This window comes from Brevibacterium samyangense, assembly GCF_039529845.1.
Classification (GTDB): domain Bacteria; phylum Actinomycetota; class Actinomycetes; order Actinomycetales; family Brevibacteriaceae; genus Brevibacterium; species Brevibacterium samyangense.
The window spans coordinates 17,850-43,487 of sequence record NZ_BAAANO010000027.1; the positions used below are offsets into that span (position 1 = coordinate 17,850).

Annotated in this window: 20 protein-coding genes; 7 read left to right on the plus strand and 13 right to left on the minus strand. The window is 69.0% G+C overall.

Going from position 1 to position 25,638, the window contains the following annotated elements; all coding sequences use genetic code 11:
• Positions 1-81 precede the first annotated feature (81 nt).
• The 5 genes from ABD172_RS13000 to ABD172_RS13020 all read left to right on the plus strand — a co-directional run bounded on the left by ABD172_RS13000 (position 82) and on the right by ABD172_RS13020 (position 10,219).
• The gene (locus tag ABD172_RS13000) at positions 82-885 is read left to right on the plus strand and encodes a hypothetical protein (protein ID WP_344310274.1); all 804 of its coding nucleotides are present in this window, start codon (positions 82-84) and stop codon (positions 883-885) included.
• A 68-nt stretch (positions 886-953) separates the two neighbouring features.
• Positions 954-1,901: a hypothetical protein gene (locus tag ABD172_RS13005; RefSeq protein WP_344310276.1), complete on the plus strand. Its 948-nt coding sequence runs from the start codon at positions 954-956 to the stop codon at positions 1,899-1,901.
• A gap of 14 nt (positions 1,902-1,915) precedes the next feature.
• Positions 1,916-5,035: a LysM peptidoglycan-binding domain-containing protein gene (locus ABD172_RS13010; RefSeq protein ID WP_344310278.1), complete on the plus strand. Its 3,120-nt coding sequence runs from the start codon at positions 1,916-1,918 to the stop codon at positions 5,033-5,035.
• Positions 5,036-5,114: 79 nt separating this feature from the next.
• Complete coding sequence (locus ABD172_RS13015; RefSeq protein ID WP_344310279.1) at positions 5,115-9,701, plus strand: FtsK/SpoIIIE domain-containing protein; 4,587 nt, start codon at positions 5,115-5,117, stop codon at positions 9,699-9,701.
• 245 nt (positions 9,702-9,946) lie between these two features.
• Positions 9,947-10,219, plus strand: coding sequence for a WXG100 family type VII secretion target (locus tag ABD172_RS13020; RefSeq protein ID WP_344310280.1), 273 nt, complete (start codon positions 9,947-9,949; stop codon positions 10,217-10,219).
• 283 nt (positions 10,220-10,502) lie between these two features.
• On the opposite strand, the gene ABD172_RS13025 is transcribed toward ABD172_RS13020, so the two are convergent.
• From ABD172_RS13025 to ABD172_RS13065, 9 genes are all read right to left on the minus strand, one after another.
• The gene (locus tag ABD172_RS13025) at positions 10,503-11,027 is read right to left on the minus strand and encodes a TadE/TadG family type IV pilus assembly protein (protein WP_344310282.1); all 525 of its coding nucleotides are present in this window, start codon (positions 11,025-11,027) and stop codon (positions 10,503-10,505) included.
• A gap of 11 nt (positions 11,028-11,038) precedes the next feature.
• A complete protein-coding gene (locus ABD172_RS13030; protein ID WP_344310284.1) occupies positions 11,039-11,491 on the minus strand; it encodes a TadE/TadG family type IV pilus assembly protein in 453 nt (150 codons plus the stop codon).
• Between the two features lie 17 nt (positions 11,492-11,508).
• The gene (locus tag ABD172_RS13035) at positions 11,509-11,916 is read right to left on the minus strand and encodes a TadE family protein (protein WP_344310286.1); all 408 of its coding nucleotides are present in this window, start codon (positions 11,914-11,916) and stop codon (positions 11,509-11,511) included.
• A 126-nt stretch (positions 11,917-12,042) separates the two neighbouring features.
• Positions 12,043-12,282: a hypothetical protein gene (locus ABD172_RS13040; protein WP_344310288.1), complete on the minus strand. Its 240-nt coding sequence runs from the start codon at positions 12,280-12,282 to the stop codon at positions 12,043-12,045.
• A gap of 227 nt (positions 12,283-12,509) precedes the next feature.
• Positions 12,510-13,442, minus strand: a complete 933-nt coding sequence (locus tag ABD172_RS13045; protein WP_344310289.1) for a type II secretion system F family protein — start codon at positions 13,440-13,442, stop codon at positions 12,510-12,512.
• Between the two features lie 12 nt (positions 13,443-13,454).
• A complete protein-coding gene (locus tag ABD172_RS13050) occupies positions 13,455-14,327 on the minus strand; it encodes a type II secretion system F family protein (RefSeq protein ID WP_344310291.1) in 873 nt (290 codons plus the stop codon).
• A gap of 4 nt (positions 14,328-14,331) precedes the next feature.
• Positions 14,332-15,636: a TadA family conjugal transfer-associated ATPase gene (locus tag ABD172_RS13055; protein WP_344310293.1), complete on the minus strand. Its 1,305-nt coding sequence runs from the start codon at positions 15,634-15,636 to the stop codon at positions 14,332-14,334.
• Complete coding sequence (locus ABD172_RS13060) at positions 15,633-16,829, minus strand: CpaE/TadZ family protein (protein WP_344310295.1); 1,197 nt, start codon at positions 16,827-16,829, stop codon at positions 15,633-15,635. The genes ABD172_RS13055 and ABD172_RS13060 overlap by 4 nt, the downstream gene beginning before the upstream one ends.
• Before the next feature lie 8 nt (positions 16,830-16,837).
• A complete protein-coding gene (locus ABD172_RS13065; RefSeq protein WP_344310297.1) occupies positions 16,838-17,674 on the minus strand; it encodes an SAF domain-containing protein in 837 nt (278 codons plus the stop codon).
• On the opposite strand from ABD172_RS13065, the gene ABD172_RS13070 reads away from it, so the two are divergent.
• Positions 17,673-17,852, plus strand: a complete 180-nt coding sequence (locus tag ABD172_RS13070; RefSeq protein ID WP_344310299.1) for a hypothetical protein — start codon at positions 17,673-17,675, stop codon at positions 17,850-17,852. The genes ABD172_RS13065 and ABD172_RS13070 overlap by 2 nt on opposite strands.
• A complete protein-coding gene (locus tag ABD172_RS13075; RefSeq protein ID WP_344310300.1) occupies positions 17,849-19,984 on the plus strand; it encodes a S9 family peptidase in 2,136 nt (711 codons plus the stop codon). The genes ABD172_RS13070 and ABD172_RS13075 overlap by 4 nt, the downstream gene beginning before the upstream one ends.
• A gap of 55 nt (positions 19,985-20,039) precedes the next feature.
• Here ABD172_RS13075 and ABD172_RS13080 read toward each other — a convergent pair whose 3' ends face one another.
• The 4 genes from ABD172_RS13080 to ABD172_RS13095 all read right to left on the minus strand — a co-directional run.
• Positions 20,040-20,771 (minus strand): DUF4870 domain-containing protein, encoded by a 732-nt coding sequence (locus ABD172_RS13080; RefSeq protein WP_344310302.1) that lies wholly within the window; start codon positions 20,769-20,771, stop codon positions 20,040-20,042.
• Between the two features lie 193 nt (positions 20,772-20,964).
• Positions 20,965-21,924 carry an oxygen-dependent tRNA uridine(34) hydroxylase TrhO gene (trhO, locus tag ABD172_RS13085; protein ID WP_344310303.1) on the minus strand — a complete coding sequence of 320 codons (960 nt, stop codon included), beginning with the start codon at positions 21,922-21,924 and terminating at the stop codon, positions 20,965-20,967.
• Positions 21,925-22,219: 295 nt separating this feature from the next.
• Positions 22,220-24,553: a phosphoribosylformylglycinamidine synthase subunit PurL gene (gene purL, locus ABD172_RS13090; protein WP_344310305.1), complete on the minus strand. Its 2,334-nt coding sequence runs from the start codon at positions 24,551-24,553 to the stop codon at positions 22,220-22,222.
• 248 nt (positions 24,554-24,801) lie between these two features.
• A partial coding sequence (locus ABD172_RS13095; protein ID WP_344310307.1) for a hypothetical protein occupies positions 24,802-25,638 on the minus strand: 837 nt, incomplete at its 5' end.

The window sequence follows — 25,638 nt, forward strand, 5'->3', positions numbered from 1 at the left end:
TCGTTGGTATTCCAGGTCCGAATGCCGCCGTCCCTGTCCGATACAGACCCGTAGGTGGTCCGACTCAGCCCGTAGGTGCCCGTGGTTCTTCCGCTGTCCCGTTCGATCGACACCACTCGTGACGAGCCGTCACGCATGCGCCGCCTCACCGGCCTCGCGCTGTCGTCGGTGTGCGTACTCGCGCTCCTGAGCGGATGCGGTGGTGCCGACAGCGAGGTCGTGCCCGGAGGGCACAGCGGATCGGTGGCTCCCGACAGCGCGACCGAGGCGCCCGTGGAGTCGAGCACACCGGCCGACAGCGGCGATCCGACCGAGGCGCCGGCGTCCGAGGAGTCCGCTCCCCCGGCCGACGAGGGTGGAGAGGACAGCGCTCCCGAGCGCGGGAGCGGCGGCGGTTCCGGTGAGGTCGACGACGCGGGGTACCGTGACGTGGGCCTCGGCGCCGCCACGGAGATGACGACCTTCACCGGCGCGGAGGCCGCGTCGAGCGAACCCGGCCGCATCGCCGCCGAGTACTACGCCGCCCTCACCCGTGCCGCGAACGACGAGAACTGGGGCTCGGGAGAGCTCAAGGACCTCTCGACGGGGAACATGCAGGACTCGAACTCCGGCGTCCTCGGCGTCTCCGGGAAGGGAACCTTCATCGGTCCCGTGCCGTTCGTGGCGACGGAGGCGGAACAACTCGGTGGTACGGCGAACGTGTACGGCTGCACGACGACGGGCGGGGTGACCCGTGACGACTCCGGCGAGGTCTTCGGCTCCGTCCGGGCGGTCGGCCGGTTCCTGAACCTCGTGTCGGAGGACGGAGAACTCAAGGTGGATGCCGTGGTGGAGATGCCCGATGCGGATTGCGCCGGTGTCTCTCTCGAGGTGGAGGAATGGTGACGATGTCGACTACAGGTCCCCGGGGCGCTCTCTCGCGCCGAACACCACGGCGGATTCTCGCGGCAGTCATGGCGGCATTCGTTGTGGTCACGACCCTCGTCCTGGCACCCACCGTGCCGGCGGCCGCCGCGGGGGAAACCACCGAGGACGGCAACTGCCGGTACTACATCAACGACCACAACTTCGGGTACTGGTGCTCGAACTGGAAGAACCCGCGCCACGAGACGATCAAGGAGTTCCTCGACGTCGACAAGGACTGGTTCCGCGACCTCCGCGATCCCCGGATGCCGGAGTGCTGGATCGAGGACCAGGCCAAGGTCGTCCCGAACAAACAGCTCGCGGAAGGGGAGAACCTCTACCTCGAGACCTGCATCCTCCGGTACGAGGGCATCAACCTCGCCCAGACCCAGGTGCGCGAACTGCAATTCACCTATTCGCACACGTCCTACACCGAGGAAGAGTTCCGGAACGCGGAACGACTGCCCGAGGAGTACGAGCCCCTCATCGAGCTCGTCGAGGACTCGAACCGGTTCCCCGCCACCACGGTCTCCTACAAGCCGGAGGACGGCGCGCGCGTCGGGCAGAACACGATCTTCTACTTCGATGCAGCAGGAATGCAGCGCAACCCCGGCGGGGTCATGTACCTCGAACCGCTCGAAACGCCGAACGGCGCGCTCATGACCGCGTTCCTCACCCGCCTCGAGGTCTACCCGGACGGTGAGGGACCCGGGAAGCCCAAGGACACGTGCTACGGCAGTTCGATCAATCCGAGGCAGGACGTGATCAACCGCTGGGAGAACAGCCCGTTCGCCGAGTTCTCGCCCCTGTGCACACATGTCTACGAGCGATCGTCCCGCAACCAGATCGCCGGCGTGTACTCCGCCGTTTCCTACGCGACCTGGGACGTGATGATCAGCGATGACGGAGGGAACTCCTGGCGCCGCTTCGGCGAAAGCATCCGTCAGGGCATCACCCGTGTCGCCGTCCGTGAAGTCCAGACCATCGTGGTTCCCTGAGGAGGACAGCACGCATGACGTACACCCCCACGACCCGCCTCCCCCACCAGGGACACGAGACCCCGCAGGCCCGCCGCTCCGACATCCTCAAGGGCATCGCCGCGATCATCGGCACGCTCCTCGTCGTCGTCGGACTGCCGATCGGACTCGCGGCGTTCCTCGGGAACCCGTTCGCCGACTTCGCCTCCGAGGGGCTCGCGCTCTTCTCGCGCGGCCTCGATTCCTCGCTCGTGCTCCAGGTCTTCATCATCGTCCTGTGGCTCGCCTGGGCCTACTTCACCGTGAGCCTCGCGCTCGAGTTCGTCCGCTGGTTCCGCAACAAGCGCCGGTACGGCACGGGGCTGGGCCCCGGCGGCGCCGGGATCCTCACGCGGCGCCTCGTCGCCTCGATGATGCTGCTGTTCAGCGCCTCGTCGTTCGCCCCGAGCTTCCAGAGCCTCACCGCGCCCTCGGGCGCGCAGGCCGCTGCGGAGGCGGAGATCCAGCGCGAGATGCACGAGGTCGCGATCGTCGAGCACAACATGGCGGTGCAGAACGCATCCTTCACGATGCAGGGCTCGGTCGGCGACTCGACCGGGAAGCACACCACGTCCGACGGCACCGTCATCTCCTATGTCGTGCAACCGCAGCAGGGGCGCCACTACGACACCCTGTGGGACATCGCCGAGCGGTACCTCGGCGACGGCATGCGGTACAAGGAGATCTTCGAACTCAACCGTGACAAGGAGCAGGCCGACGGCTCGAGGCTCCGCGACGCGGACCTCATCCTCCCCGGCTGGACGCTCGAACTCCCGGCCGATGCGAAGGGCCCCGGCCTGCAGATCTACCAGGCGGCACCGGCGCCCGCCGTGCCCGGCGGTACGGCGACGGGCGGCGAGAGCTCGGCGAACGGCGGCGGCTCCGTCGAGGAAGCCGCCGGCGACAGCACCGACGCCGAGTCCATCGTCGCCCGGACGACCACCGGGTCGACCGCGACCGCGAACCTCTCCGGCCTCGGAGCCGGCGCCGGCAGCATGCTCGGCGACCGGGACGACTCCGCACAGGGCTCGGGCGACGAGGGCTCCGGCGCGGCCGGCGCCGAACAGGACAACGCCGAGGCGCCGCGCGCCGCAGGCACCTTCGGCACCGCCGATTCCCGGGACTCCGGGACTCCTGGACTGCTCACCGCCGCGGAACTCGCCGAGCACCGCGAGGGCGCGCAGACGGTCGCCGATCTCACCGCTGCGGCACCGGGCGGCGTGGCCGACGACGTCCGCCACGCGGTCGGCGGCGGGCTCCTCGTCGCCGGCATCCTCATGGCGCTCAGCGCCCGCCGCGGCCCCTACGGGGCGGTGCAGAACGAACGGATGCTGCGCCTCGCGGAGAACGGACGTCTCGCGCTCGATCTCGACCGTGCCCTGCGGTACCTCGCACTCGGCTGCCGGGAGACGAACACGCCCCTGCCCGAGGTGAGCATGGTGATGGCGGGTCCGGAGACGATCGTCCTCCACCACTCCTCCGGTGCCGGGTCCGCTCCGCCGTGGCCGTGGCGACAGGCGGAGGGCAGCACCGCGTGGATCGTCGACCACAAGGACATCCCGGAGGACCGGATCGACGCTCCGGCGCCCTACCCCGCACTCGTGAACGTCGCGGACACCCGCGGCTACGAGATCCTCGTCGACCTCGAAGCGGCTCCCGGCCTCATCTCCGTCGCGGGACAGCCCGAGTACGCGCGTGAGGTCCTCATGTCGATGGCCGTCGAACTCGCGACGAACTGCTGGTCGGACGGCATCGACGTCGACCTCGTCGGGTTCGGGTCCGATCTCTCCGCGATCGCGCCGACACGTATCCATCAGTCCGCGTCCCTCACCGAGGTCCTCGACGAGGTCGCCGAACGCGGTCGGGAGTCCGAGGAGCTCCTCGCGCGTATGGGCGTCGACGGGGTTCTCGCCGGGCGTACCGCACGCGGCTCGCAGGTCGTGCGGCCCCGCATCGTCTTCACCTCGGGCGCACCCGATGCCGAGGAATCGGCGCGGATCCACGACCTCATCGGCGTCCAGCGGGTGCCGCTCGCGGTCGTGAGCCTCGGAAACACCCCGGCGTCACGGTGGAAGTTCGTCGTCGGCCAGGACGGGGCGCTCTCGCTCGACATCTTCCGGCTCCAGGGTTCGGCCCGCCGGATCTCCCTCGAGCAGCTCGAACAGATCACGCACCTGTTCCGACTCGCGGACACCGCGCGGTCGGCCCCGGAGGCACAGATCGACGGACTCGACCCCCGGGCGGCCGCGGACCAGGCGATCTCGCACGTGACGACGTACGAGGAGGACCCCTCCGGGAGCACCCAGCCCTCGGCGTTCCAGTTCCCCGACAAGGACCCGGCGTCGCTCCAGAGCGAACTCACCGGCACCCCGGACGCCGTCGTCCGCATCCTCGGACGGGTCGAGGTCGTGGCCCCCGGCCCGGTCGACGAGACCCAGCGCGAGCTTCTCACCGAGCTCATCGCGGCCGTCGCCCTCCACCGCGAGGGACTGCACGACGCGGTCCTCCGTTCGATCGTGTGGCCGCGCGGCGTGTCCGACGACGTCGTCGCCGCGGCGGTGCGCGCGGCACAGTCCTGGTTGGGCCGGGCGACCGACGGCAGCCACCGCCTGCGGCAGCGCGAGGACGGACGGTGGGAGCTCCACGACGTGCAGAACGAGTGGCAGCTGCTTCTCGACGTCGCGCACACCGGATTCGGGACGGCGCAGGAGATCGACCTCTTCGGGCTTCTCCTCGACCGCGCCCGGGGTGAGGTACTGAGTGTCCCGGACACCGGCGGGTACTCGTGGGTGGCGTTCCACACCGCGCGCCGTGACGCCCGGGTCCTCCTCACGACCATCGCCACGCACGCGGCCCAGAAGTCGACGGCCGAGGGAAATGCGAACGGCGCGATCTGGTTCCTGCGGCGCGGACTCACGTGCGTGCCGACCGCGGAGAGCATGTGGCGGGACCTCCTGCGCATCACCGGTGACCACAACCCCGCCGAACTCGAAGCGGTCGCCCGCCAGATGTTCCGCACGCTCAACCTGTTCGGCGTGGAACGTCGGGAGGCGGAGACGGACTCGCTCGTCCAACAGATCGTTCCCGCGGTCGCCCGCACCCGGTTGAGCGCGTGACGCGCCTACAGTGAGAACACACCCCGGTGGTGGGGAGGCCCGTCCTCCCCACCACACCTGATTCACGAGGACTCCCTGCATGCAATTGCTGCTCACCGCCATCGGCCCGGACAACGTGCCCCACGACCTCGCGGTCGAGTGCGAGGAATCGGCGACGGTCGACGAGGTGACGAGCTTTCTCGCCGAACGTGTGGGGGCACCCGCACACATCGGTGCGACGCGTGGCCGCCTGTACCTCGGTTCCCACGTCCTCGACCCCCGGCAGAAGGTGGCGGCCTCGCCCCTGCGCCACGGCGTCGTGGTCGGCCTCGACCGACCGGTACCCCGGATCGAGGACGAACCGCCGGGGACGCTCGAACTCCGGATCACCTCGGGCACGGGCGCGGGGACGACCTACCGCCTGTCCCCCGGGTCCTGGTCGGTCGGCACCGGCGCGTACGACGCCGTGCGACTCGAGGATCCTCTGGTCCACGGGACCGCGGTGACCCTCGATATCGGTCCGGACGGCACGGTCGGGGTGACTCCCGAACCCGCGATCGTCGGAGCGACCAGGCCGGTCCCGCCCCGCCGTCGGCCCCATGACGGGCCTGTGCTCATCCCGGTGCCCCCGACGAAGGAGTACGCGCGCAGCAGGCAGGGCAAGAAGGAACAGAAGCAGGACCTTCTCATCGGTCTCGATGCGACCCACACCGAGGTCGACCCGAGCCTCCCGATCCCCCTCGTCCACGTCGAGCGGATCCCGGTCACCGGGCGGACGCATCTTCCGCTCGGGCATGCGCTCACGATCGGCAACACGATGCTCGAGGTGTCGTGGGTGACGCCTCCCGATGCCTCGCTCACCTACACACCGACCGGATCGACGCTCGACTTCAACCGGCCTCCCCGCATGCTGCCGCCCGAGCGGCCGACGAAGTTCGTGTACCCCCGGGAACCGAAGAAGCCGGAGGGCGTCCGATTCCCCTGGCCGATGGTCGTGGCTCCCATCGTCATGGGCCTCGTCATGTTCCTCGTGTTCGACCGGTGGTACATGCTGCTGTTCGTCCTGCTCTCGCCGCTCATGTACATCGGCAACATGCTCCAGCAGAACTCCGGGACCGCGAAACGGTTCCGTCGTGACCTGGGCAGGTACCGGGAACGGCGGAGGAAGATCCAGGGAGATGCGTTCCGTGCGCTCACGGAGGAGAGCGCGGCCCGCAGACGCGACTACATGGACCCCGCGAACGTCCTCCTCACCGCCACCGGCCCCCGTGCCCGGCTCTGGGAACGACGTCCCACGGACCCGGACTGGCTCCACCTCCGGGTGGGGACCGCGGACACTCTGAGCGAGATCACCATCAACGATCCCGAACGGGAGAAGCACGAGGAGGACCTCATCTGGACGGCTCCGGACGTCCCGATCGTCGTCGAACTCCCCGAGTTCCGGGTCCTCGGTCTCGCCGGACCGACCGCCCATCGTCGCGCCGTCGCCCGGTGGATGCTCGCGCAGTTGTCGGTACTCCATTCCCCCGGCGAGGTCGATATCCGGCTCATCTCCGACCGTGCCGACGACGAGGCCTGGGGATGGGTGCGGTGGCTTCCGCACGTGCGCGCCGGTCGCGACGAGGACGGAATCGCACGGGTCGGTACCGACGAGCAGAGCACCGCGCGGCAGTTCGCAGCGATCGCCGGGATCATCGACTCCCGCGGAGAGGAGCTCAAGGCCGCCGGCGGCTTCATGCGCAGTGGCCGGACGGGATTCCCCCCTGTCGTCGTCTTCCTCGAGGACGCCGCCCGGCTCCGCCTCCTCCCCGGGGCGGTCGGCCTCCTGCAGGCAGGTCCCGCGGTGGACGTGTACTTCGTGTGCATGGACGACGACGTCCGGCTCCTTCCGGAGGAATGCCAGGCGGTCGTGTCCTCGGACGGGTACTGGCTCACCGTCGAGAAGACGGGGAAGGAGACCGCGGATTCCGTGCGACCCGACCTCGTCTCCCGCGCATGGTGCGAACGGGTCGCGCGGGCGCTCGCACCATTGCGCGATGTGAGTCTCGAGGACGCCTCGGGGGCGATTCCCGCACACTCGCGACTGCTCGATGTCCTCCGCCTCGATCCCCCGGTGGCCGACCGGATTCTCGCGGGGTGGTCGGGTCGGCCCCGCACGACGGCGGCGGTGATCGGTGAGGGCCTCGACGGACCGTTCACCCTCGACATCTCCCGCGACGGGCCGCACGGCCTCGTCGCGGGCACCACCGGTTCCGGTAAGTCGGAGCTGCTCCAGACCATCATCGCCTCGCTCGCCGTCGGCAACCGTCCGGACGAGTTCAACTTCGTTCTCATCGACTACAAGGGCGGGTCGGCGTTCAAGGACTGCAACAACCTGCCCCACACGGTCGGCATGGTGTCCGATCTGGACGGGCATCTCACGACTCGGGCCCTCGCCTCGCTCGCGGCCGAGCTCCACCGCCGTGAGCGCATGCTCGCCCGTGCCGGTGCCAAGGACATCGAGGACTTCACCGCGCAACGCGAGGCCGGGACCAATCCGACGGACGAGCCGATGCCCCGGCTGCTCATCGTCATCGACGAGTTCGCCGCGCTCGTCTCCGAGCTCCCCGACTTCGTCAAGGGACTCGTCGACATCGCCCGCCGCGGTCGTTCCCTCGGCGTCCACCTCATCCTCGCGACCCAGCGACCGTCCGGCGTCGTGAGTGCGGAGATCAAGTCGAACACGAACCTCCGCATTGCACTCCGGGTCACGGATGCGAACGACAGCCAGGACGTCATCGAGGCCTCCGACGCCGCCGAGATCCCCAAGAGCCTCCCGGGTCGTGCCTTCGCCCGCCTCGGGCATTCCGCGCTCCACCAGTTCCAGTCCGCCCGCGTGGGAGGTCGCCCGCGCAACGTGGAGGCCGGGCCCGAGGTGGAGGTCTCCCGACTGGCGTGGTCGACTCTCGCGGCGCCGGCCGAGGTGCGCGAGGAGGGCGACGAGGACATCACGGTGCCGACCGACCTCGCCTCGCTCGTCGGCGTCATCAACGAAGCGGCGTCCGCGGCCGGGATCTCCTCGCCGCCCCCACCGTGGCTTCCGCCGCTCGAGGACGTCGTCACGGTGGACGAGCTCTATACCCACGTGCCGCGCGAACGGGTCCGGTCGGAGCTCGTTCTCCCTCTCGGACTCGTCGATCTGCCGCACGACCAGTCGCGCACCGCACTCACGTACGACCTCGCCCACGACACGAACGTTCTCGTCGTCTCGATGCCCCGCATGGGCCGCTCCTCGATCCTGCGCGGGGTCGCCGGCGTCATCGCCGACAACCTGCCGGTGACCGATGTGCACATCTACGGCATCGACTGCGGAAACAACGCACTCCTGCCGTTGCAGGCGCTGCCCCACGTCGGAGCGGTCGTCACCCGCGATCAGCCCGAGCGCCTCGGCCGCCTCACGACGAAGCTCCGGGAGGAGATCACCCGGCGGCAGGAGCAGCTCGCCGCGAGCGGATTCGCCGACATCACGGAGCAGCGGCGTGCCGTCGCCACGGAGGACCGGTTGCCGTACATCGTCGTGCTCTTCGACCGGTGGGAGGCGTTCAATGCGGCGTTCTCGAACGTCGACATGGGCGCGCTCGTCGACGCCTGGCAGCAGATCATCCAGGAATCGTCCTCGGTCGGCATCCGCATCTTCATGACGGGCGATCGATCGTGCCTCGTCGGACGGATGTCGACGCTCATCGACGACAAGTTCCTCATGCGCATGGCCGATGCCTCGGACTTCACGAACATCGGGATGAACGTGAAGGAGGTGCCGAACCACCTGCCGCCCGGTCGTGCGTTCCGCAGTGGAAGCACGGCCGAGTCCCAGTTCGCACTGCTCACCGCCGATCCCGACGGCACGGCGCAGGTCCGCGCGCTCCAGGAGATCGGACGGGCCGCGGCCGCGCGCATCGGGGATCTTCCGGCCGCGAAGAAACCGTTCCGGGTCGACGACCTGCCGACGCGCATCACGGTCCCGCAGATGTTCGCACTCGGCGGCGCACGATCGGACGACACGAGCTATGTGCCGCTCGGAGTGGGCGGCGACACCCTCACGATGAAGCACCTGAGCATCACGGAGGACGGTCCGACCTTCATGATCCTCGGGCCCCGCAAGAGCGGACGGTCGAACGTGCTGCGCCTCGTCGCCGGCCACCTCGTCGACGCCGACTACTCGCTCCTGCTCGTCATCCCGCGACGCTCGCCGCTCGCGGAATTCGCCACCGACCCGCACGTCGTACGGACGCTCACGCCGGAGACCGACCGGGACGAGGGCAAGGAGGTCTTCGAGCAGTTCGCCGAACTCACGAAGGACCGGACGAAACGGACCGCGGTGCTCATCGACGACCTCGAACTGCTCGGACTCGACGGGTGGCTCGTCGACGGGATCGAACAGCAGGTCAAACTCGTGCGTGACTCGGAGAGCTTCGTCATGGCCGCCGGCACCGCGGACGATCTGGGAAGCTCCTACCGCGGACCCGCGGTGGCACTCAAGAAGTCCCGCTCGGGTCTTCTCCTCCGCCCGCAGCAGCCCAACGACGGCGATATGTTCGGGGCGCGTCTGCCTCGTTCGATCGGTTCGGGGTCCGGGAACACCGGACGGGCGTTGCTCTTCCGGTCCGGGCAGTGGGAGCGGATCCAGGTACCCCTCGTCGAGGGGTGAATCGGCCCGGCGACGGTTCCCTTCCGCAGGTTCCGTCTGCATTCTTCGGCGTGCGTTCTCGCTGGTCAGGTGAACGGAAAGTGGACAGCGAACGTGCATGTTCCCGATCTGTCACAGCTGTTGCGGGATTCCCAGAGCGGAGCGCCGGGCGAGGTGTCCCCCGTGTGATTGAGTAGATCACGTCCCCCGAACCGGGATGCCAGCGGGGCCTGTACGGTTCCCGAGCCTCGACGAAAGGAAACGCCATGAGCGTTGGTGCAGAACTCCATACACTCCAGGAACTCCACAAGACCTTCGACAACAACTCGCAGGCCGCACTCGACATCAAGAAGGCCGTCAACGACAGCGTCGGTGCCTCCGTCTGGACCGGCACCTACGCCGATGAGTTCCGCAACGCCTGGGACGACTACCAGAAGAACCTCGACGTCCTCAGCGACGCCCTCGCGAAGGCGCGTGACGACGTCCGCACGAACCACAACAACATCGCCGCTGCGACCGGCGAACCGGATCGCCTCTGATCTTCTCTCCACGCGTCACAGGACGCATGGACGAGGGCCCGATGCTTCACGCATCGGGCCCTCGTTGCGTCGTGTCTGCGGGTGGGAGACCGGTACGCGGACCGTGGGTAGTCAACAGTTCCGCCGAGGGAAAGCGAATCGGTTTGCGATTCGTGAACGGGAAATCGATTCAGTTCCCCTTGGCGAATGCGTTGTTGTTCCGGTGCTCAGCCTTGTCAGTGGGCTCCTCGACCGTCGTCACGACGCGTGACGTTGCCCGCTACGCCGGCGAAGGCGAACCCCTTCACTCGCCGTTCGACGTGATGCCGAGGCCCTCTTCCTCGTACGGGCGGGCACGGCCGGTACCGGTCGCGCCGATGGTCTGGAGGCCCACCATCTTGAGCAGCGTGGCGTCCTTGCTCATCCGCACGTTGACCTGGACGACGATCCGTGCCTGGTTCTGCGGGTCGTTCGGATCGAGGTAGAGGCCCTCGAACGTGCACCGGTCGACGGCGCCGGTGCGCTCGATCTCCGCGCAGTACGTGGTCACGGCCTGCGCTGCGCGCGGCTCGTTCACCCGGAGTTCGGTCGTCCCCTCCTCGATCTGGGTGGCACCGGCACGGGCGGCCTCCTGGGCGTATGCCACGGCGCGGGCACGGAGATCGAGCTGGCGCCCGGTGTCGACCGTGAGACCGCCGAGCAGGAGGATGACGATCGTCATGATCGGCACGATCGGGGAGATCGAACCCTCGTCGCTGCGCAGACGCCTCGAGCGCGTCGGGGCGTGGAGACCCGCTCGGCTCGACATGAGGCGCGCTGCCACGGACATGCCCCGCCGCATCAGCCGAATTCCTTGTTCGTGTCGAGAGGCGAGGTGAAGGTGCTGCTCACCCACATGTGGCCGGGAAGTACTCCGAACATCTGTGCCATCGGGTACCGGCACTTCGCGGACACGGTGACGAACTGTCCGGAGGAGAAGTTGTCGATCGGTTCGACGTCGAGGGTGTCGGTGCACTCCTGGGAGGCACGCGAGGTGGCGTCGCGGAGGGTCTTCGTCGCCGCGGAGTACGCCTGATCGCCGGTGTCCGACTGAGTGGCGGCACGCGCGGCGTCCCGTACGCCCGCATCGAAGTTCGCCTGGACGATCGCGACCCGTCCGAAACCGAAGACGAGGGCGAGCACCATGAAGAGGATGGGGATGACGAGCACGAGTTCGATCGACATCGCGCCGCCGTCGCGCTTCGTACGCACCCGTGCGGAGACCGCACGTGCCTGCCTCCGGAGTTTCCTCACCGTTCCTCGCATCGTCATCAGTCGATCTCGAATCGTTCGATCTGGCCGGAGGCCTCACCCGAAGCGGTGAGGTGGAGCCCCGGGACGAGCGTGATGACATCGCCGGTGACGCGGACCGTCACGACTCCGTCCTCGTCGTCGTACTCGGACGTGACCTCCGGGGTGATGAGCGATTCCCCGCCGAGGCTCGACGCGAACGACCGGGTGTGTTCGAGGACGGGCCCACGGCCTGCCTCGTAGCTCTGCTCGTCCTGGAACAGTCGCATCTGCGCAAGTCCTTCACGGGCCGAATGCACCGCGATCGTCCGACCGTAGTACCAGAAGCCGGCCTGGATGCAGAAGAAGATGAAGATGACGAGAACCGGGCCGGCGATCGCGAGTTCGATGGCGGTGGCACCTCGGTCGCGCCGTGTACGGAGAGCCACGCGCATGCGCCGGCCGAGCTCACTCGACGACGGCACGCCGAGGCCCGGACGCCGTGCGGGGCGTCCGGGCCTGTGATCGGTGCGTGCGGGCATGGAAACGAGGATGCTCGTCGAGTCGGTGATGAGTCAGAATGCCGAGAAGCTGTCGCAAGATTCACCCTGCGATGCCGAGTCCGCGCAGTCCGCCATCTGGCCCGACTTGTCGCGCACGATGTTCATGACGATGCCGCCGACGACGGACACGGCGATGACGAGAACAGCAGTGATGATGACCCACTCGATGGCCGAGGCACCGGCGTCGTTCCGCTTGCGAAGACGCTCGAGGTTGGAGCGCCAGAGCGACCATTCGTCGAGAAGGAACTTCATGTCGATTCCAATCGTGAGAGTCCTCTGTCGCGGGAGGAAGGTCCCCGAGGACGGAAGTACTGGGAAATGTCCGGTTCCACTGTACGGCGCGGCTCCGCCTACCGCGTAGTCACCCGTGGTGCGAACCCGACACATCCGGGCGATATTCATGGTCGAACGCGCACGCTCGAACGAAGCCGGCATCGCGTGTTCACCGACCGTTCATCCCGCGCTCGGGGATGACGCGATCACAGGTTCATGAGTCCGCCGATGGCGGGGTACGCGAGGAACAGGAGGAACCCGCCGGAGAGCAGCAGCTGGGCGACGAGCATCGACTGCGAGCGTTCACCTTCCTTGCCCTCGACCTCGGAGAGTTCCTTCGTGCGCATCGTGTCCGCACGGGCGGCGAGGGAGCTGCGGATCTTCGCGCCGTCGTTCGCCGCGAGGCCGAGCGCCCCGGCGAGGTCGGTGAGCTCCTCGATGTGGATCGCCTCACCGAGTTCGCCGAGGCCCTCCCAGGGGCTGATGCCGAGCAGACGGGCGTTCGCGAGAGCCTGGCGGATCCGTACGAGCGCCCAGTTCTCGCTCACGGACGCCGCGGCGAGGAGCGCCTCGGGGAGGCCACGGCCGCCCGAGAGGTTCATCGCCACGAGGTCGAGGAAGATGCCGACGACCTTGCGGAACTCCTTGCGGCGTTTCTCCGCCTCCTGCTTGAGCGAGAGGTACGGGATCGCGGCACCGAGGGCACCGAAGACGAGCGCGACGGCGAAGGGCAGCGCGCCCGGCAGATCCACGCCGAGCATCTGGGTGATGCCCCAGACGAGCGGTCCGAAGAGGAACATCGCGAGGCCCGTGAAGACCGAGGTGGCGAGGAATCCGCCCACGGACTTCGACATGATCGCGAGGTCCTTACCGGTCTTCCCGAGCGTCCACCCGCGTTCGGCGGCGAACGCCTCGAGGCGGTCCGCCGCGAGCGCGAAGATCGAGTTCGCGACGCCCTGGGCCCGGTTGGTCGCCTCCTCCATCTCCGTGAGGACGGAGGTGCGCATCGACTTCCGTCCCTGGTCGAGGCGGGCGACGAGTGCACCGACACCCGGCTTCGGGTGGTAGAAGGTGCGGACGAGGAGGAACACGCCGAGGCCGAAGATGCCACCGACGGCCATGGTCCAGAAGAGATTCATCCGTCCCCCGCCTCAGTCCCGCACCAGGAAGCGGTCACGGGGTTCGGGTTCGGCGAGCTTCCGCAGCCACATGAGCCCGCCCATGATGAACGCCGCGACGACCATGAGCACGACCTGTCCGATGAAGTCGCCGTAGGGCTCGACATAACCGCGGTTGAAGATCGAGAGCCCGCCCATGACGCCGAGGATGATGACGAGGACGATCTGCACACTGCGGCGGATGCCCGCGCGCGAGGCGTCGATGCGCCGGCGCATGTCGAGTTCGAGGCGCGTCGACCGCGCGAGGGCCGTGAGCACGTCCCGGAGGCCCGGTCCGCGCAGACGGGCGTTGAGAACGAGCGCGGAGACGATCATGTCGGCACTCGGATCGTCGAGGTCGTCCGCGAACTTCCCGAGCGCGTCCGCGAGCGGCTCGCGCACCCGGAGGCGGTCGACGAGGAGGTTGAGCTGCGGGCGGATGACCGGCGGCGTCGCGTTCACCGAGGCGGGAATCGCCTGCTCGAGGCCGACAGCACCGGCGATCGTGTCACGGAGGGACTCCGTCCACGTCGCGAGCGCCTCGAGGCGCATGATGCTCACCTTCTCGGCCTTCTGGTTCGAGAGGATCCGGTCCCAGAACGCAGCAAGTGCCCCGAGGATCACCGCCGGGACGATCCAGCGGGTGAGCAGGAGGACGAGGAGGAACGCTCCGATGCCCCACACCATGCGGGACAACACCGAACGGGATCCGGCACGCCTGGCCCTCCGCCGCTTCGGGGTCCCGTCCGCGGAGCCGAACGGCCATCCGACGAAGGAGACGATGAGGAGGAAGATCGCGGCACCGAACAGCGCGCCCGCCCCGAGCGCAGCGGGCAGCTGCCAGCCGAATCCTGCGAATGCCGGCATCAGCTCACCACCGTCCGTGGACGGCCGGGTCGTAACCGAACCGGGCGAGTTCCGGGGCGGAGGCGATCGGGGCGTGCGCGATCGCCATGCCGTCGGGCCCGGCGGCGAAGATCTCCGAGGACAGCACGCGTCCGTCGATGCCCGTGACCTCGCGGATCGATTCGACGACACGACGGGTGACGCCGTCGGGGAACTCCTTGCGCTTCATGAAGACGACGAAGTTGATGGAGCCGGCGATGAGCATGTGCGTCGCCTCGACCGGGAGGTTCTCCGCGGCCTGGAGCGCATATGTCGAGATCCTGTTGAACACCTCGATCGAGGAGTTCGCGTGGATGGTCGAGAGGGAGCCGTCGTTGCCCTGGCTCATCGCGTTGAGCATCGTGACGATCTCGTCGCCGAGGACCTCACCGACGATGACGCGCGAGGGGTTCATGCGCAGCGAACGGCGGACGAGTTCCGCCATGCTCACGCCACCGACGCCCTCGGAGTTCGGCAGACGTTCCTCGAACGCGACGACGTTCGGGTGGAGTTCCGTGAAGTGTTCGAGCCCGAGCTCCATCGAGCGTTCGACCGTGATGAGGCGTTCGCGCGGGGGGATCGAGTTCGCGAGTGCGCGGAGCATCGTCGTCTTCCCGGCGTTCGTCGCACCGGCGATCATGATGTTCTTGCGCGCGGACACGGCGGCCTGGAGGAACTGGGCGACGTCCGGGGTCATCGTCCCGGTACCGACGAGGTCCGGGAGGAACACCTTGCCGAGGCGCGAGCGACGGATCGAGATCGCGGGGCGTTCCGTCACGCCCATGACGGCGGACATACGCGAACCGTCCGGCAGCCGGAGGTCGAGCTGCGGGTTCGCCGCGTCGAAGGGTCGCGAGGACAGACCGACGTTCGAGGCGAGGATCTGGACGAGCTCGATGAGTTCCTCGTCGGATTCCGCGACCGGCGCGTGTTTCTCCTCGGAACCGTCCGCGTACCCGACGAACACCTGGTCGTGGCCGTTGATGTCGATGTTCTCGACGTCCGGGTTCTGCAGGAGCGGCTGCAGACGTCCCACACCGAAGAGCGCCGCGTGGATCGCGTTCGCGACATCGGCCTCGTCCTCCGGGGAGATCGGGGTCCGGCCGGAGGCGATCTCCTCACGGGCGTGGTCCTCGAGGACCTGGATGATGAGGGAACGCGCGTACTGGCGTTCGTCCTCGGAGGACATCGCGGTCCGCCCGGCGAGTTCGTCGGCCCTGCGCTGCTGATTGAGACGGTCGGCGACCCGCGCGCGGAGGGTCCGGACGAGTTCGTTCTGGTTCTCGATCATCGGCCCCTCCTCTCACGTCGGGTCATCGGTCGGTCCGCCGGTGGAGCCGGTGGCTGCGGCGGTTCCGTGGGTGCGGGTTCCGTCCCCGGCTGCGGAGCGGCCCCCCGGCCCGGAGACCCGACGGGCCGGCGGGGGATCTCCACGGTGGGTTCGGGAGCGGCCGAGGCGACACGCCCCTCCGGCATCCCCGACCGGGGTGTGCCCGGCCGGGAATCGGACTGCGGCGGAGTGCCCGGAGCGGACGCCGGGGGCTGCTGCGGTGCCGGGTACCCGGCCGGAGCCGGGGCTCCCGGGCCGGGAGTCGAGTGACCGGGAGTGCCGGCGGGCGCCTCGGGAGCGGAGGACCCGCGCCGTTGCTTGCGCGACGGCTTCGGGGCACCCGGCAGGGGCTTGGCGGGCTTGCCGCCGAGAGCTGCGGCGACCTGGCCGGCGTCGAGGGTGATCCCGGCGAGCGCCGCGATGTTCTCGATGACGGGGACCGCGCTGCGGACGAGGACGGTGCGTTCGGGGCGGTTGAGCACCTGGCCCTCGAACATGCTCGCGCCCTTGGGGTCGAAGGCGACGTGACCGAGGTAGTCGGTGAAGCGGAGGACGTCCTCGCCGAGGGAGGCGACGGCGGCCTCGGCGTTGCGCCTGTCGGACTGCGGCGCCACGACGACGATGCCGAACCGCGGCGTGGCGCCCGGCATGGCGTCGCGGAGTTTCTGCAGGCGCGAACGCATGTGCATGACCTGCGTGGAGCGCGGACGCATGACGAAGACGAGGGCCTCGGCCTCACGCGCGAGCTGGAGGTGCGGGGAGGACATGCGCAGCGATCCGAGGTCCGCGAGGACGTCATGGCTGGTGAGGGTCGCGAACGCGCGTCCGATGGTGGGCCAGAGCTTCTCGACCGCCTGGGCCTGTTCGGGTTCGGGCAGACCGGCGAGGAGGTCGATCCCGCCGAGGAGCGTCTGGGCGTGCTGCGGGACGACGGCGGCGTCGAGGCTCTTGCGGGCGATCGGCAGGAGCGACATGAGCCCGCGATCGGTGTTGAGCGGCTGTCCCGATTCGCCGATCATCTGGTAGGCGATGTCGCCGCCGGTGACGTCGGCATCGGCGAGGATCGAGGTGCGCGGCCACAGGGCGGCGGTGAGCAACGACAAGGTCGTCACTCCCGGCGATCCCTTGGCCGAGGCGAAGGCGATGAAGGTCATGGCCCGGCTCAGCCCTCGGTGCTCTCGGCGGTCGGTTCGGCGGAGGGCTCTGCCGCTTCCTCGGCGCCCTCGGAGGTGGTGTCGCCCTCGGTGTCCGTGCTCTCCGGGGTGGTCATGAAGTCGATGCTCGGTTCCGTGCCCTCGGACAGACGGGAGGCGACGACCTGGGTCGCGGCGGCGGGTCCGACGAGCGCGGAGGCCTGGTCGGCGGTGACGAGGACGGAGACGGCGAGGGTGCCGCCGTTGTTCGAGACGCTCACGACGCGCACGGCGTCGACGAGGAGCTCGCCACCGGCACCGCCGAGGTCGAACGCGGAACCGGAGTAGAGGCGCACGACGTCACCGGCCTCGAGTGGTTCGCTCGGGCGCTGGGAGGGGCTGAGGATGAGGCCGACGATCTCCCCGCCCGCAGGAACCGCGGAGTCCGGAGTGAACATCTGCGGGGTCACCATCGTGCCGGCGGGCACGTACGTGAGGGCCTTGGAGCCGATGAAGTTCTGGCGGCTGGCGACCGGGATGAAGGCCGCGGCGTCCGTGCTCACCTGGACCGTCGTGAAGTCGTCCTCGGTGATCTCCTGCCCGGCGGCGATGTCGTCGTTCGCGACGAGCACCTCCGTCTTGTTCCCGGCCATGATCGCGATGAGCGCACTGAGGACGGCACCGACGAGGATGAGGACGATCGCGAGGGCCGCCATGAACGGGCGACGATCGCGGCCGGCGGACGGCAGTTTCGCCTTGTTCGCGAGTGCCGTCGGCATGCTGCCCGTGGAGGTCGAGGAGGACCCGGTTGCGGGTCCGGACAGGGACCCGGACGGCAGGAAGGTACCGGGAGAACTATCAGCCATGGGTCCCACTGTAGAGGAGGGTCCGGACACGGCCCGGGCGGTTCACGTGCCGACTCGGAAACAGGAGGTGAAGTTCCTTCTCCACCGGACGGTCGTTGCGGTCCACCGGACGGTCGTTGAGGTCCACCGGACGGGCGGCGCGGTCGTGTCCGTGCTCACGCCTAGGATGCAGCCATGACCGAACCCCCGTACTCCCCCGCTGCTCCGGACACCGTCGACGCCGCCGTTCCCGAGGGGCCGGCCGCCCAGGACGCCTCCACCCCGATCACCGAGCTCCTCGACGCCTCGCGCTTCGGTGGGCTCGTCGCCGCTCGTTCCGGCGGCCCCGTGTTCGCCACCGTCTCCGCACTCGATTCCGCGGGCACCGGCCGCGTCACGCGGATCGTCCAGCTCGACGAGGAGTCGACGTCGACCCTCACGCGCGGACCGGCCTCCGTCGGTTCGGTCGCCGCCGCGGCCTCCGGAGCCCTCGTGTTCACGTCCAAACGCACCGGTGAGGACGGCTCCGAGGCGAAGGACGCCGGACTGTGGATCCTGCCCGTCCGGGGTGAGGCCCGTCGACTGGCCGAGCGCCCGGGTGGTTTCGGGTCCGTCGTCCTCGCCTCCGAGGACTCCGTTCTCGTCACCGAGGTCGGCGTGCACACGCACGCGTCCTCCGAGGAGGAGCACGCGGAACTCGCGAAGGCGCGGACCGAGGCGAAAGTGTCCGGCATCCTCCACGCCGGGTTCCCCACCCGCTACTGGGACCACGACCTCGGGCCGTTCCGGCAGACGCTCGCCGTCGCACGCTGCGCGTCCCCGGATCCCGGGGCAGTGTCGGCTCCCCTGTCGACTCCCGCGGCCCGGTCGATTCCCGAGGCGCCCGCACCGTTGTCCTTCGCGTACCCGGCCATGCCGGACGGTCGGCTCACGGGGTGGTCCGTCGCGCCGAACGGCACCTTCGCCGTCGTCGAGGTCGAGGTCCCCGCACCGGGTGCCCTCCAGACCTCGCAGCTCTGGAAGGTCGACCTCACGGAGGCGTGTGCCGCACCGGTCCTGCTCCTCGCCGGTGACCTCGAGTACGACTGGTCGGTCGGCGAGGTGAGCCCGGACTCCATTCGGGTCCTCGCCACCCGCACCCGCAGGCGGAACCCCACGACCACACTGCGCCAGGACCTGTTCGTGCTCGAGGTCGGTGGCGCCGACGGGACCGCCCGTGCACCCGCTCCGGTGTGGGAGAAGGGAGACCGGTGGTTCTCCGCGACATGGTTCGACGAGGCGACGCTCGTCGCGACCTCGGACGACCTCGGCCGGGGTGCCGTGTGGACGGGTGCGATCACGGACGAGGAGCCCCGTCGGCTCACGGGTGGGCCCGGTCAGCGGTTCCACTACGCGGGGCTCGTGGTGACGGGCGGCCGGGTGGTCGCGGGCGCCTCGGCGGTGGACGTGCCGCCGTTCCCGGTGGAGATCGACCCGGGAACCGGCGAGGTGACGCCCCTGACGAATCCCGCGACGGAACTCACCGCGCCGGGATCGATGCACGAGGTCGTGGCGACCGGCAAGGACGGCACCGCGGTCCGCGCGTGGCTGCGTGTACCCGAGGCCGAGGGCCCGCACCCGCTGCTCGTCATGGTGCACGGCGGACCGTGGGGATCGTGGAACGCGTGGACGTGGCGCTGGAACCCGAATCCCTTCGTCGCCGCCGGGTTCGCCGTGCTGCTGCCGGACCCGGCGATCTCGACCGGGTACGGCCAAGACATGATCGACCGCGGTGAGCTCGAGCTCGGCGGGGCGCCGTACACGGACATCCTCGCGCTCGTCGATCAGACGGTGGCGCGGCCCGACATCGACGAGGAGCGCACCGCCCTCGCCGGCGGCTCGTACGGCGGGTACATGGCGAACTGGATGGCCGGGCACACGAAGAACCGGTTCCGATGCATCGTCACGCACGCGTCGTTGTGGAACGTCGACTCGATGGGCCGGACCACGGACAACGAGTCGTGGGAAGCGGCGATGCGCGAGCAGATCGCGGTGTACTCACCGCACAGGTTCGCCTCCGCGATCGAGGTCCCGATGCTCGTCATCCACGGTGACCGGGACTACCGCGTCCCGATCTCGCAGGGACACGAACTCTGGTTCGACCTGCTCACGAAGAGCGCGACGCCGCTCGCGGCCGACGGTTCCACGCAGCACCGGTACCTGTACTTCCCGGACGAGGGCCACTGGATCCTCGGCCGCGGGAACGCGCAGGTCTGGTACGAGGCAGTCCTCGGATTCGTGAACGAGAAGGTGAACGGGGAGACCTGGGAGAAACCGGCGACGCTCGGGTGAGGCCGGGCGCGCTCTGCTGAGCCGACTTCGGATGCTGTCGGGGTGAGCCCGCGTGTCAGCGGCGGACGAAGGGGATCGACCAGGGGTGGAAACCCTTGCCCGAGAACGCCTTGACGCACCCGACGATCTGCACGATGAGCACGACGAGCGGGAACAGATACGCGAGGACCGCTCCGGGAGGGCCGACCCACAGGATCGCGTCCTCGGAGGCCGCGGTCGCCGCGACGATGCCGACGAGCGTGCCCCACACCACGAGGTACGCGATGAACAGGACGAAGAACGTGAGCCACATGTTGAGGAGCTGACGGCTGTGCTCACGGACGAACGGGGAGGAGTCCTTGTACATCGAGAGGCCGATGATCGGCATGATGAAACCCGCGAGGAACGCCGAGACGAGGTAGAAGACGCCGCCCATGTTCCGTTCGTTGCTGTCCGCCTGCCAGTAGACCTCGCTGCCGGCGCCGTAGGCCTCGGGCGGGTGAGGGGCGCGGAGGGGAACCCCGGCACGCAGTGACCCCGAGGGCATCGGCGCAGCACCGTTCGGCATCGGGGCGCCGGCGGCTGGGCCACCGTACTGCGGTTGGCCGTACTGTCCCGGGATGGGTTGACCCTGGATCGGTTGACTCCGGGAGGGTTGGCCGTGACCGTAAGGACCTGCGCCGTACTCGCCCTGACCGTATTGGCCGGAGCCGTGGTGGCCCGCGTTGTACTCGCCCTGGCCGTACGGGCCGGAGCTGTGCGGGCCGGGGCCGTCGTTGGCGCCATATCCGGGGTAGTCGTTGCTCATGTCCGCCAGCCTACGGGCACTGGGCCCGAACAGGGTGTCCCGGAATGCACCGGATCCGCGACACAGGACGAGCCGGGAATCCCCGTGGCGCGCCGTGCCGTTCGGATGTTCGTAGCACCGATGAGGCCCGTCCCGCGGGGTGACGCACGCAGGCACCCGGCACCGCGCGTGGGCACGCCGGTGACGGACGTGCTCAGGGAGCGAGCGCCTCGGCGGAGGGTTCCGGGGTGAAGCCGGCGGTGGGTTCCGGGCTCGATTCCGCTGGGGCGCCGGTGGGCACGCAGTCGCCGCAGAACGGGTGGGCGCCCTTGTCGGTGCAGGTCTCGCAGCGGAGGAACTGTTTACGGCACTCCTCGTTCGCGCAGTTGACGTAGATCGGGGTGGGTTCGCCGCACTCGGCGCACGACCCGAGGGACTTCACGTTCTCCCCGTACTCGACGTGCATGCGCTTGTCGAAGACGTAGAGCGAACCGTCCCACAGGCCCGAGGTACCGAAGGTCTCCGCGTATCGGACGATGCCGCCGTCGACCTGGTAGACCTCCTCGAAACCGCGGTTCTTCATGAGGACGCTCAGCACCTCGCAGCGGATCCCGCCGGTGCAGTACGTGACGATCGGCTTGTCCTTGAGGTGGTCGTACTTCCCGGAGTCGATCTCTTCGATGAAGTCGCGGGTCGTGTCCGTCTCCGGGACGATCGCGCCCCTGAACCGGCCGATCTCCGCCTCCATCGCGTTCCGGCCGTCGAAGAAGACGACGTCGTCCCCGCGTTCCTCGACGAGCTTGTGGAGCGCCCCCGGCTTGAGGTGGGTGCCGCCGCCCTGGACGCCGTCCTCGGTCACCGTGATGGTGTCCGGAGCCTTGAAGGTGACGAGCTCGGGGCGCACCTTGACCGAGAGACGCGGGAAGTCGTCGCCGGTGCCGGTCGACCACTTGATGTCGGCCTTCTTGAACGGCGCATAGCTCTTCGTCACCCGCACGTACTTCTTCACGTCGTCGATCTCGCCGCCGACCGTCGCATTGATCCCGTCCGGGGAGACGATGACGCGCCCCTTGAGCCCGCAGCTCTCCGCGAGGGCGTGCTGCCAGAGGCGGACGGCCTCCGGATCCGCGAGCGGGGTGAAGACGTAGAACAGAACGATCTTGTGCACGGCCATGGAGAAGATTTTAGTCGCGCCGCTGCGGTCGACTTCCCAGTGTTCGCGTGGGCCCACGCCGGCGCGCAACGCGATCACCTGATGCAACACAATGCGACGCAGGCATACGCGCCTGCAGCACAAAGTACTGCGTGAGGAGATCTCGTCGTACTGAGAGGGCGCGGAGATCCCGTCGCCGGGACCACGGCGCGCCCGCCCGGAAAAGCCGAGGCGCCCGTCCCGGTGACGAATTCTCGTCACCGGGACGGGCGCCTCGGGTGCGGCAGGGCCGGGCCCGCCGCTCATGGGTACCGGTTCAAGCTCCGACGACGGCGCCGAAGTACTTCGGCAGCGTGCCCTCGTGGGCGACACGGAGTTCGGAAACCGGAAGGGAGAAGTGGTCGACGACCTCGAGCGCGGGCTCTGCCTCTCCGGCGTCGGTCATGCCGATGCGGGCGAAGGCGAAGCCGCGGGCCGAGCACATGTCGGTGAAGCGGACCTCCTCCGACCGCGGCACGGCGACGATCGCACGGCCGGTCGACTCGGAGAAGAGCGTCGTGAACAGGTCGAGGCCGTCGCGCTCCATGACCTCGTCGAGCCAGATCCGCGCACCCATGCCGTAGCGGAGGGTGGCCTCCACGAGGGCCTGGGAGAGTCCTCCCTCGGAGAGGTCGTGGGCGGCGTCGATCATGCCGTCGCGGGAGGCGTTGATGAGGATGTCCGCGAGTTCCTTCTCGGTGGCCGCATCGAACTTCGGCGGCACACCACCGAGGTGCTGGTGCGCAACCTCGGCCCAGGCGGAACCGTCGAGTTCGTTCTCCGTGGTGCCGAGCAGGTAGATCGTCTGGCCGGCGTCCTTCCACCCCGCGGGAGTACGGCGCGCGACGTCGTCGAACACACCGAGCACACCGACGACCGGGGTCGGGTGGATGGCGACGCCACCGGTCTGGTTGTACAGGGACACGTTGCCACCGGTGACCGGGACGGCGAGCTCCTGGCAGGCGTCCGAGAGGCCCTCGATCGCCTGAACGAGCTGCCACATGATCTCCGGGTCCTCGGGGGAACCGAAGTTGAGGCAGTCGGTGACGGCCATCGGGCGAGCGCCGGTGGTGGCGACGTTGCGGTAGGACTCGGCGAGGGCGAGCTTCGCACCCTGTGCCGGGTCGAGGTAGCAGTAGCGACCGTTCGCGTCCGTGGAGATCGCGACGCCGAGGCCGGTCTCCTCGTCGACGCGGACCACACCGGCGTCGTCGGGGAACGCGAGGGCGGTGTTGCCCTGCACGTACTTGTCGTACTGGTTCGTCACCCATTCCTTCGAGGACAGGTTGGGCGAGGCGGCGAGGTCGAGCACGGTCCGTCGCAGCGCCTCGTCGGTGGAGGGCTTGGCCAGACCGGCGGCCTCGACGGAGTTCGCGCGCACGGGCTCGGTCCACGAGGGCTGCTCGTAGGGGCGCTCGTAGACGGGGCCGTCGTGGGCGACGGAACGCGGCGGCACGTCGACGATGACGTCACCGTGCCACTCGATGACGAGGCGGCCGGTGTTCGTCACCTCACCGAGGACGGAGGTCTCCACGTCCCACTTGCCGGTGATCGCGAGGAACTGCTCGAGCTTCTCCGGGGTCACGACCGCCATCATGCGTTCCTGCGACTCCGACATGAGGATCTCCTCCGGGGTGAGGGAGGGATCGCGCAGGAGGACGTCGTCGAGGGCGATGTGCATGCCGCCCTCACCGTTCGAGGCGAGTTCGGAGGTCGCGCAGGAGATGCCGGCGGCGCCGAGGTCCTGAATGCCCTCGACGACGTTCGCGCCGAAGAGCTCGAGGCAGCACTCGATGAGGACCTTCTCCGCGAAGGGGTCGCCCACCTGGACGGCCGGACGCTTCGAGGGCTTCGTGTCGTCGAAGGACTCCGAGGCGAGGATCGAGGCTCCACCGATGCCGTCACCACCGGTGCGGGCACCGAAGAGGACGACCTTGTTACCGACACCGGAGGCGTTCGCGAGGCGGATGTCCTCGTGGCGCATGACGCCGACGGCGAGCGCGTTCACGAGCGGGTTGCCCTGGTAGACCGAGTCGAAGACGACCTCGCCACCGATGTTCGGCAGGCCCAGGCAGTTGCCGTAACCGCCGATGCCGGACACGACACCGTGGACGACGCGGGCGGTGTCCGGGTGGTCGATCGCACCGAAGCGCAGCTGGTCCATGACGGCGACGGGGCGGGCGCCCATCGAGATGATGTCGCGGACGATGCCGCCGACGCCGGTGGCCGCGCCCTGATAGGGCTCGACGTAGGACGGGTGGTTGTGGGACTCGACCTTGAAGGTGACGGCCCAGCCGTCGCCGATGTCGACGACGCCGGCGTTCTCACCGATCCCGACGAGGAGGTGTTCCTTCATCTCGTCGGTGACCTTCTTGCCGAACTTCGACAGGTGGACCTTCGAGGACTTGTACGAGCAGTGCTCCGACCACATGACGGAGTACATCGCGAGTTCCGCGGACGTCGGACGACGACCCAGGATCCGCTTGATCTCCTCGTATTCGTTGGCCTTGAGACCGAGGTCAGCGTACGGCTGCTCGACTTCCGGATGGGCGGCTGCGTACTCGACGGTCTCCTTGACCTTCTTCGACGCGGACTGGTCGCTGCTCGTCATGTGCGTGTGCGGTCCTTTCGTGGTCGTCCCCGCCCGATTCTAGCCGCCCCGGGGCTCCTCCTTCCTGCCGTGGGCCCACCCGGACGGCAGGGGTGGCGAGGGTCACGTACGGCGGGTGGTGGGGCGGGCCGAGCGGGCTACCGACAACGGTTTCGACCAGGACGACCGAAACGCTTGCCGAATCGCGGAACGGAAACGGATTGTGTTGCCGTGGGCGAATCCGTTGCGGCTGCCTCGTGAGGCGCGGGCTATGCGTCGCGACGGGCGGTGCGGGCAGCGAACAGATGCATGACGAGGAGCGCGGCGGCGAGGACGACGAGATAGACGAGGCCCCCGGTGGGTTCGGTGGCCCATTCCACGATCCGCGACTCCCCCGCGAAGCTGTACATGATCCACAGCGCGAACGCCATCGCGAGGCCTGTGACGAGGCCGCCTCCGATCGCGGGGAGGATGAGGATCGGGCGGCGACCGTGGACGAGGTTCCACGCCACGAGCAGGAGCGCGACGGTCGTGCCGGTGAGGAGGCCGGCGACGAGGAGGACCGCGTCCGCGCCCGCGAGTGCGTTGTAGATCGGGATGCTCACCCCACGCACGACGATGCCGAGGACGGCGAGCGCGATCGCCGCGATGCGGTGCCCCGGGTCGGAGCTCTTGACCAGGCACAACGCCACGACGACGAGAGCGATGCCCACCGGCAGGCAGATGAGGACGGTGAGGTCGTAGACGTTGAGGCCGCCCGCACGGATCGGGTTGAGCTCACGGAGGATCAGGTCGAACGTGAAGACGAGCCCGGGAACGATCTCGAGTCCGAGCGCGAGCCAGAAGAGGATCCGGGAGAACCAACCGGGACGGATCGGGTCCGGCCGGCGCTGTCCGGGGGCGGCAGGTGCCGTCCCGGCGAACGGGTCGAAGGTGCCGTCGTGGAACGGGTCCTGCCCGTAGGGGACCCGGTCGAACGGCTCCGGGACGGATGCGCCCGGGTACGTCGTCGGGTACGGCTGCGAACCGAGGGACGGGTGGTGCGCGGCCGGTGACTGCGGCCCGGCCGGCGGCTGCGGCCCGGCCGGCGGCTGGTACGCGGCCGG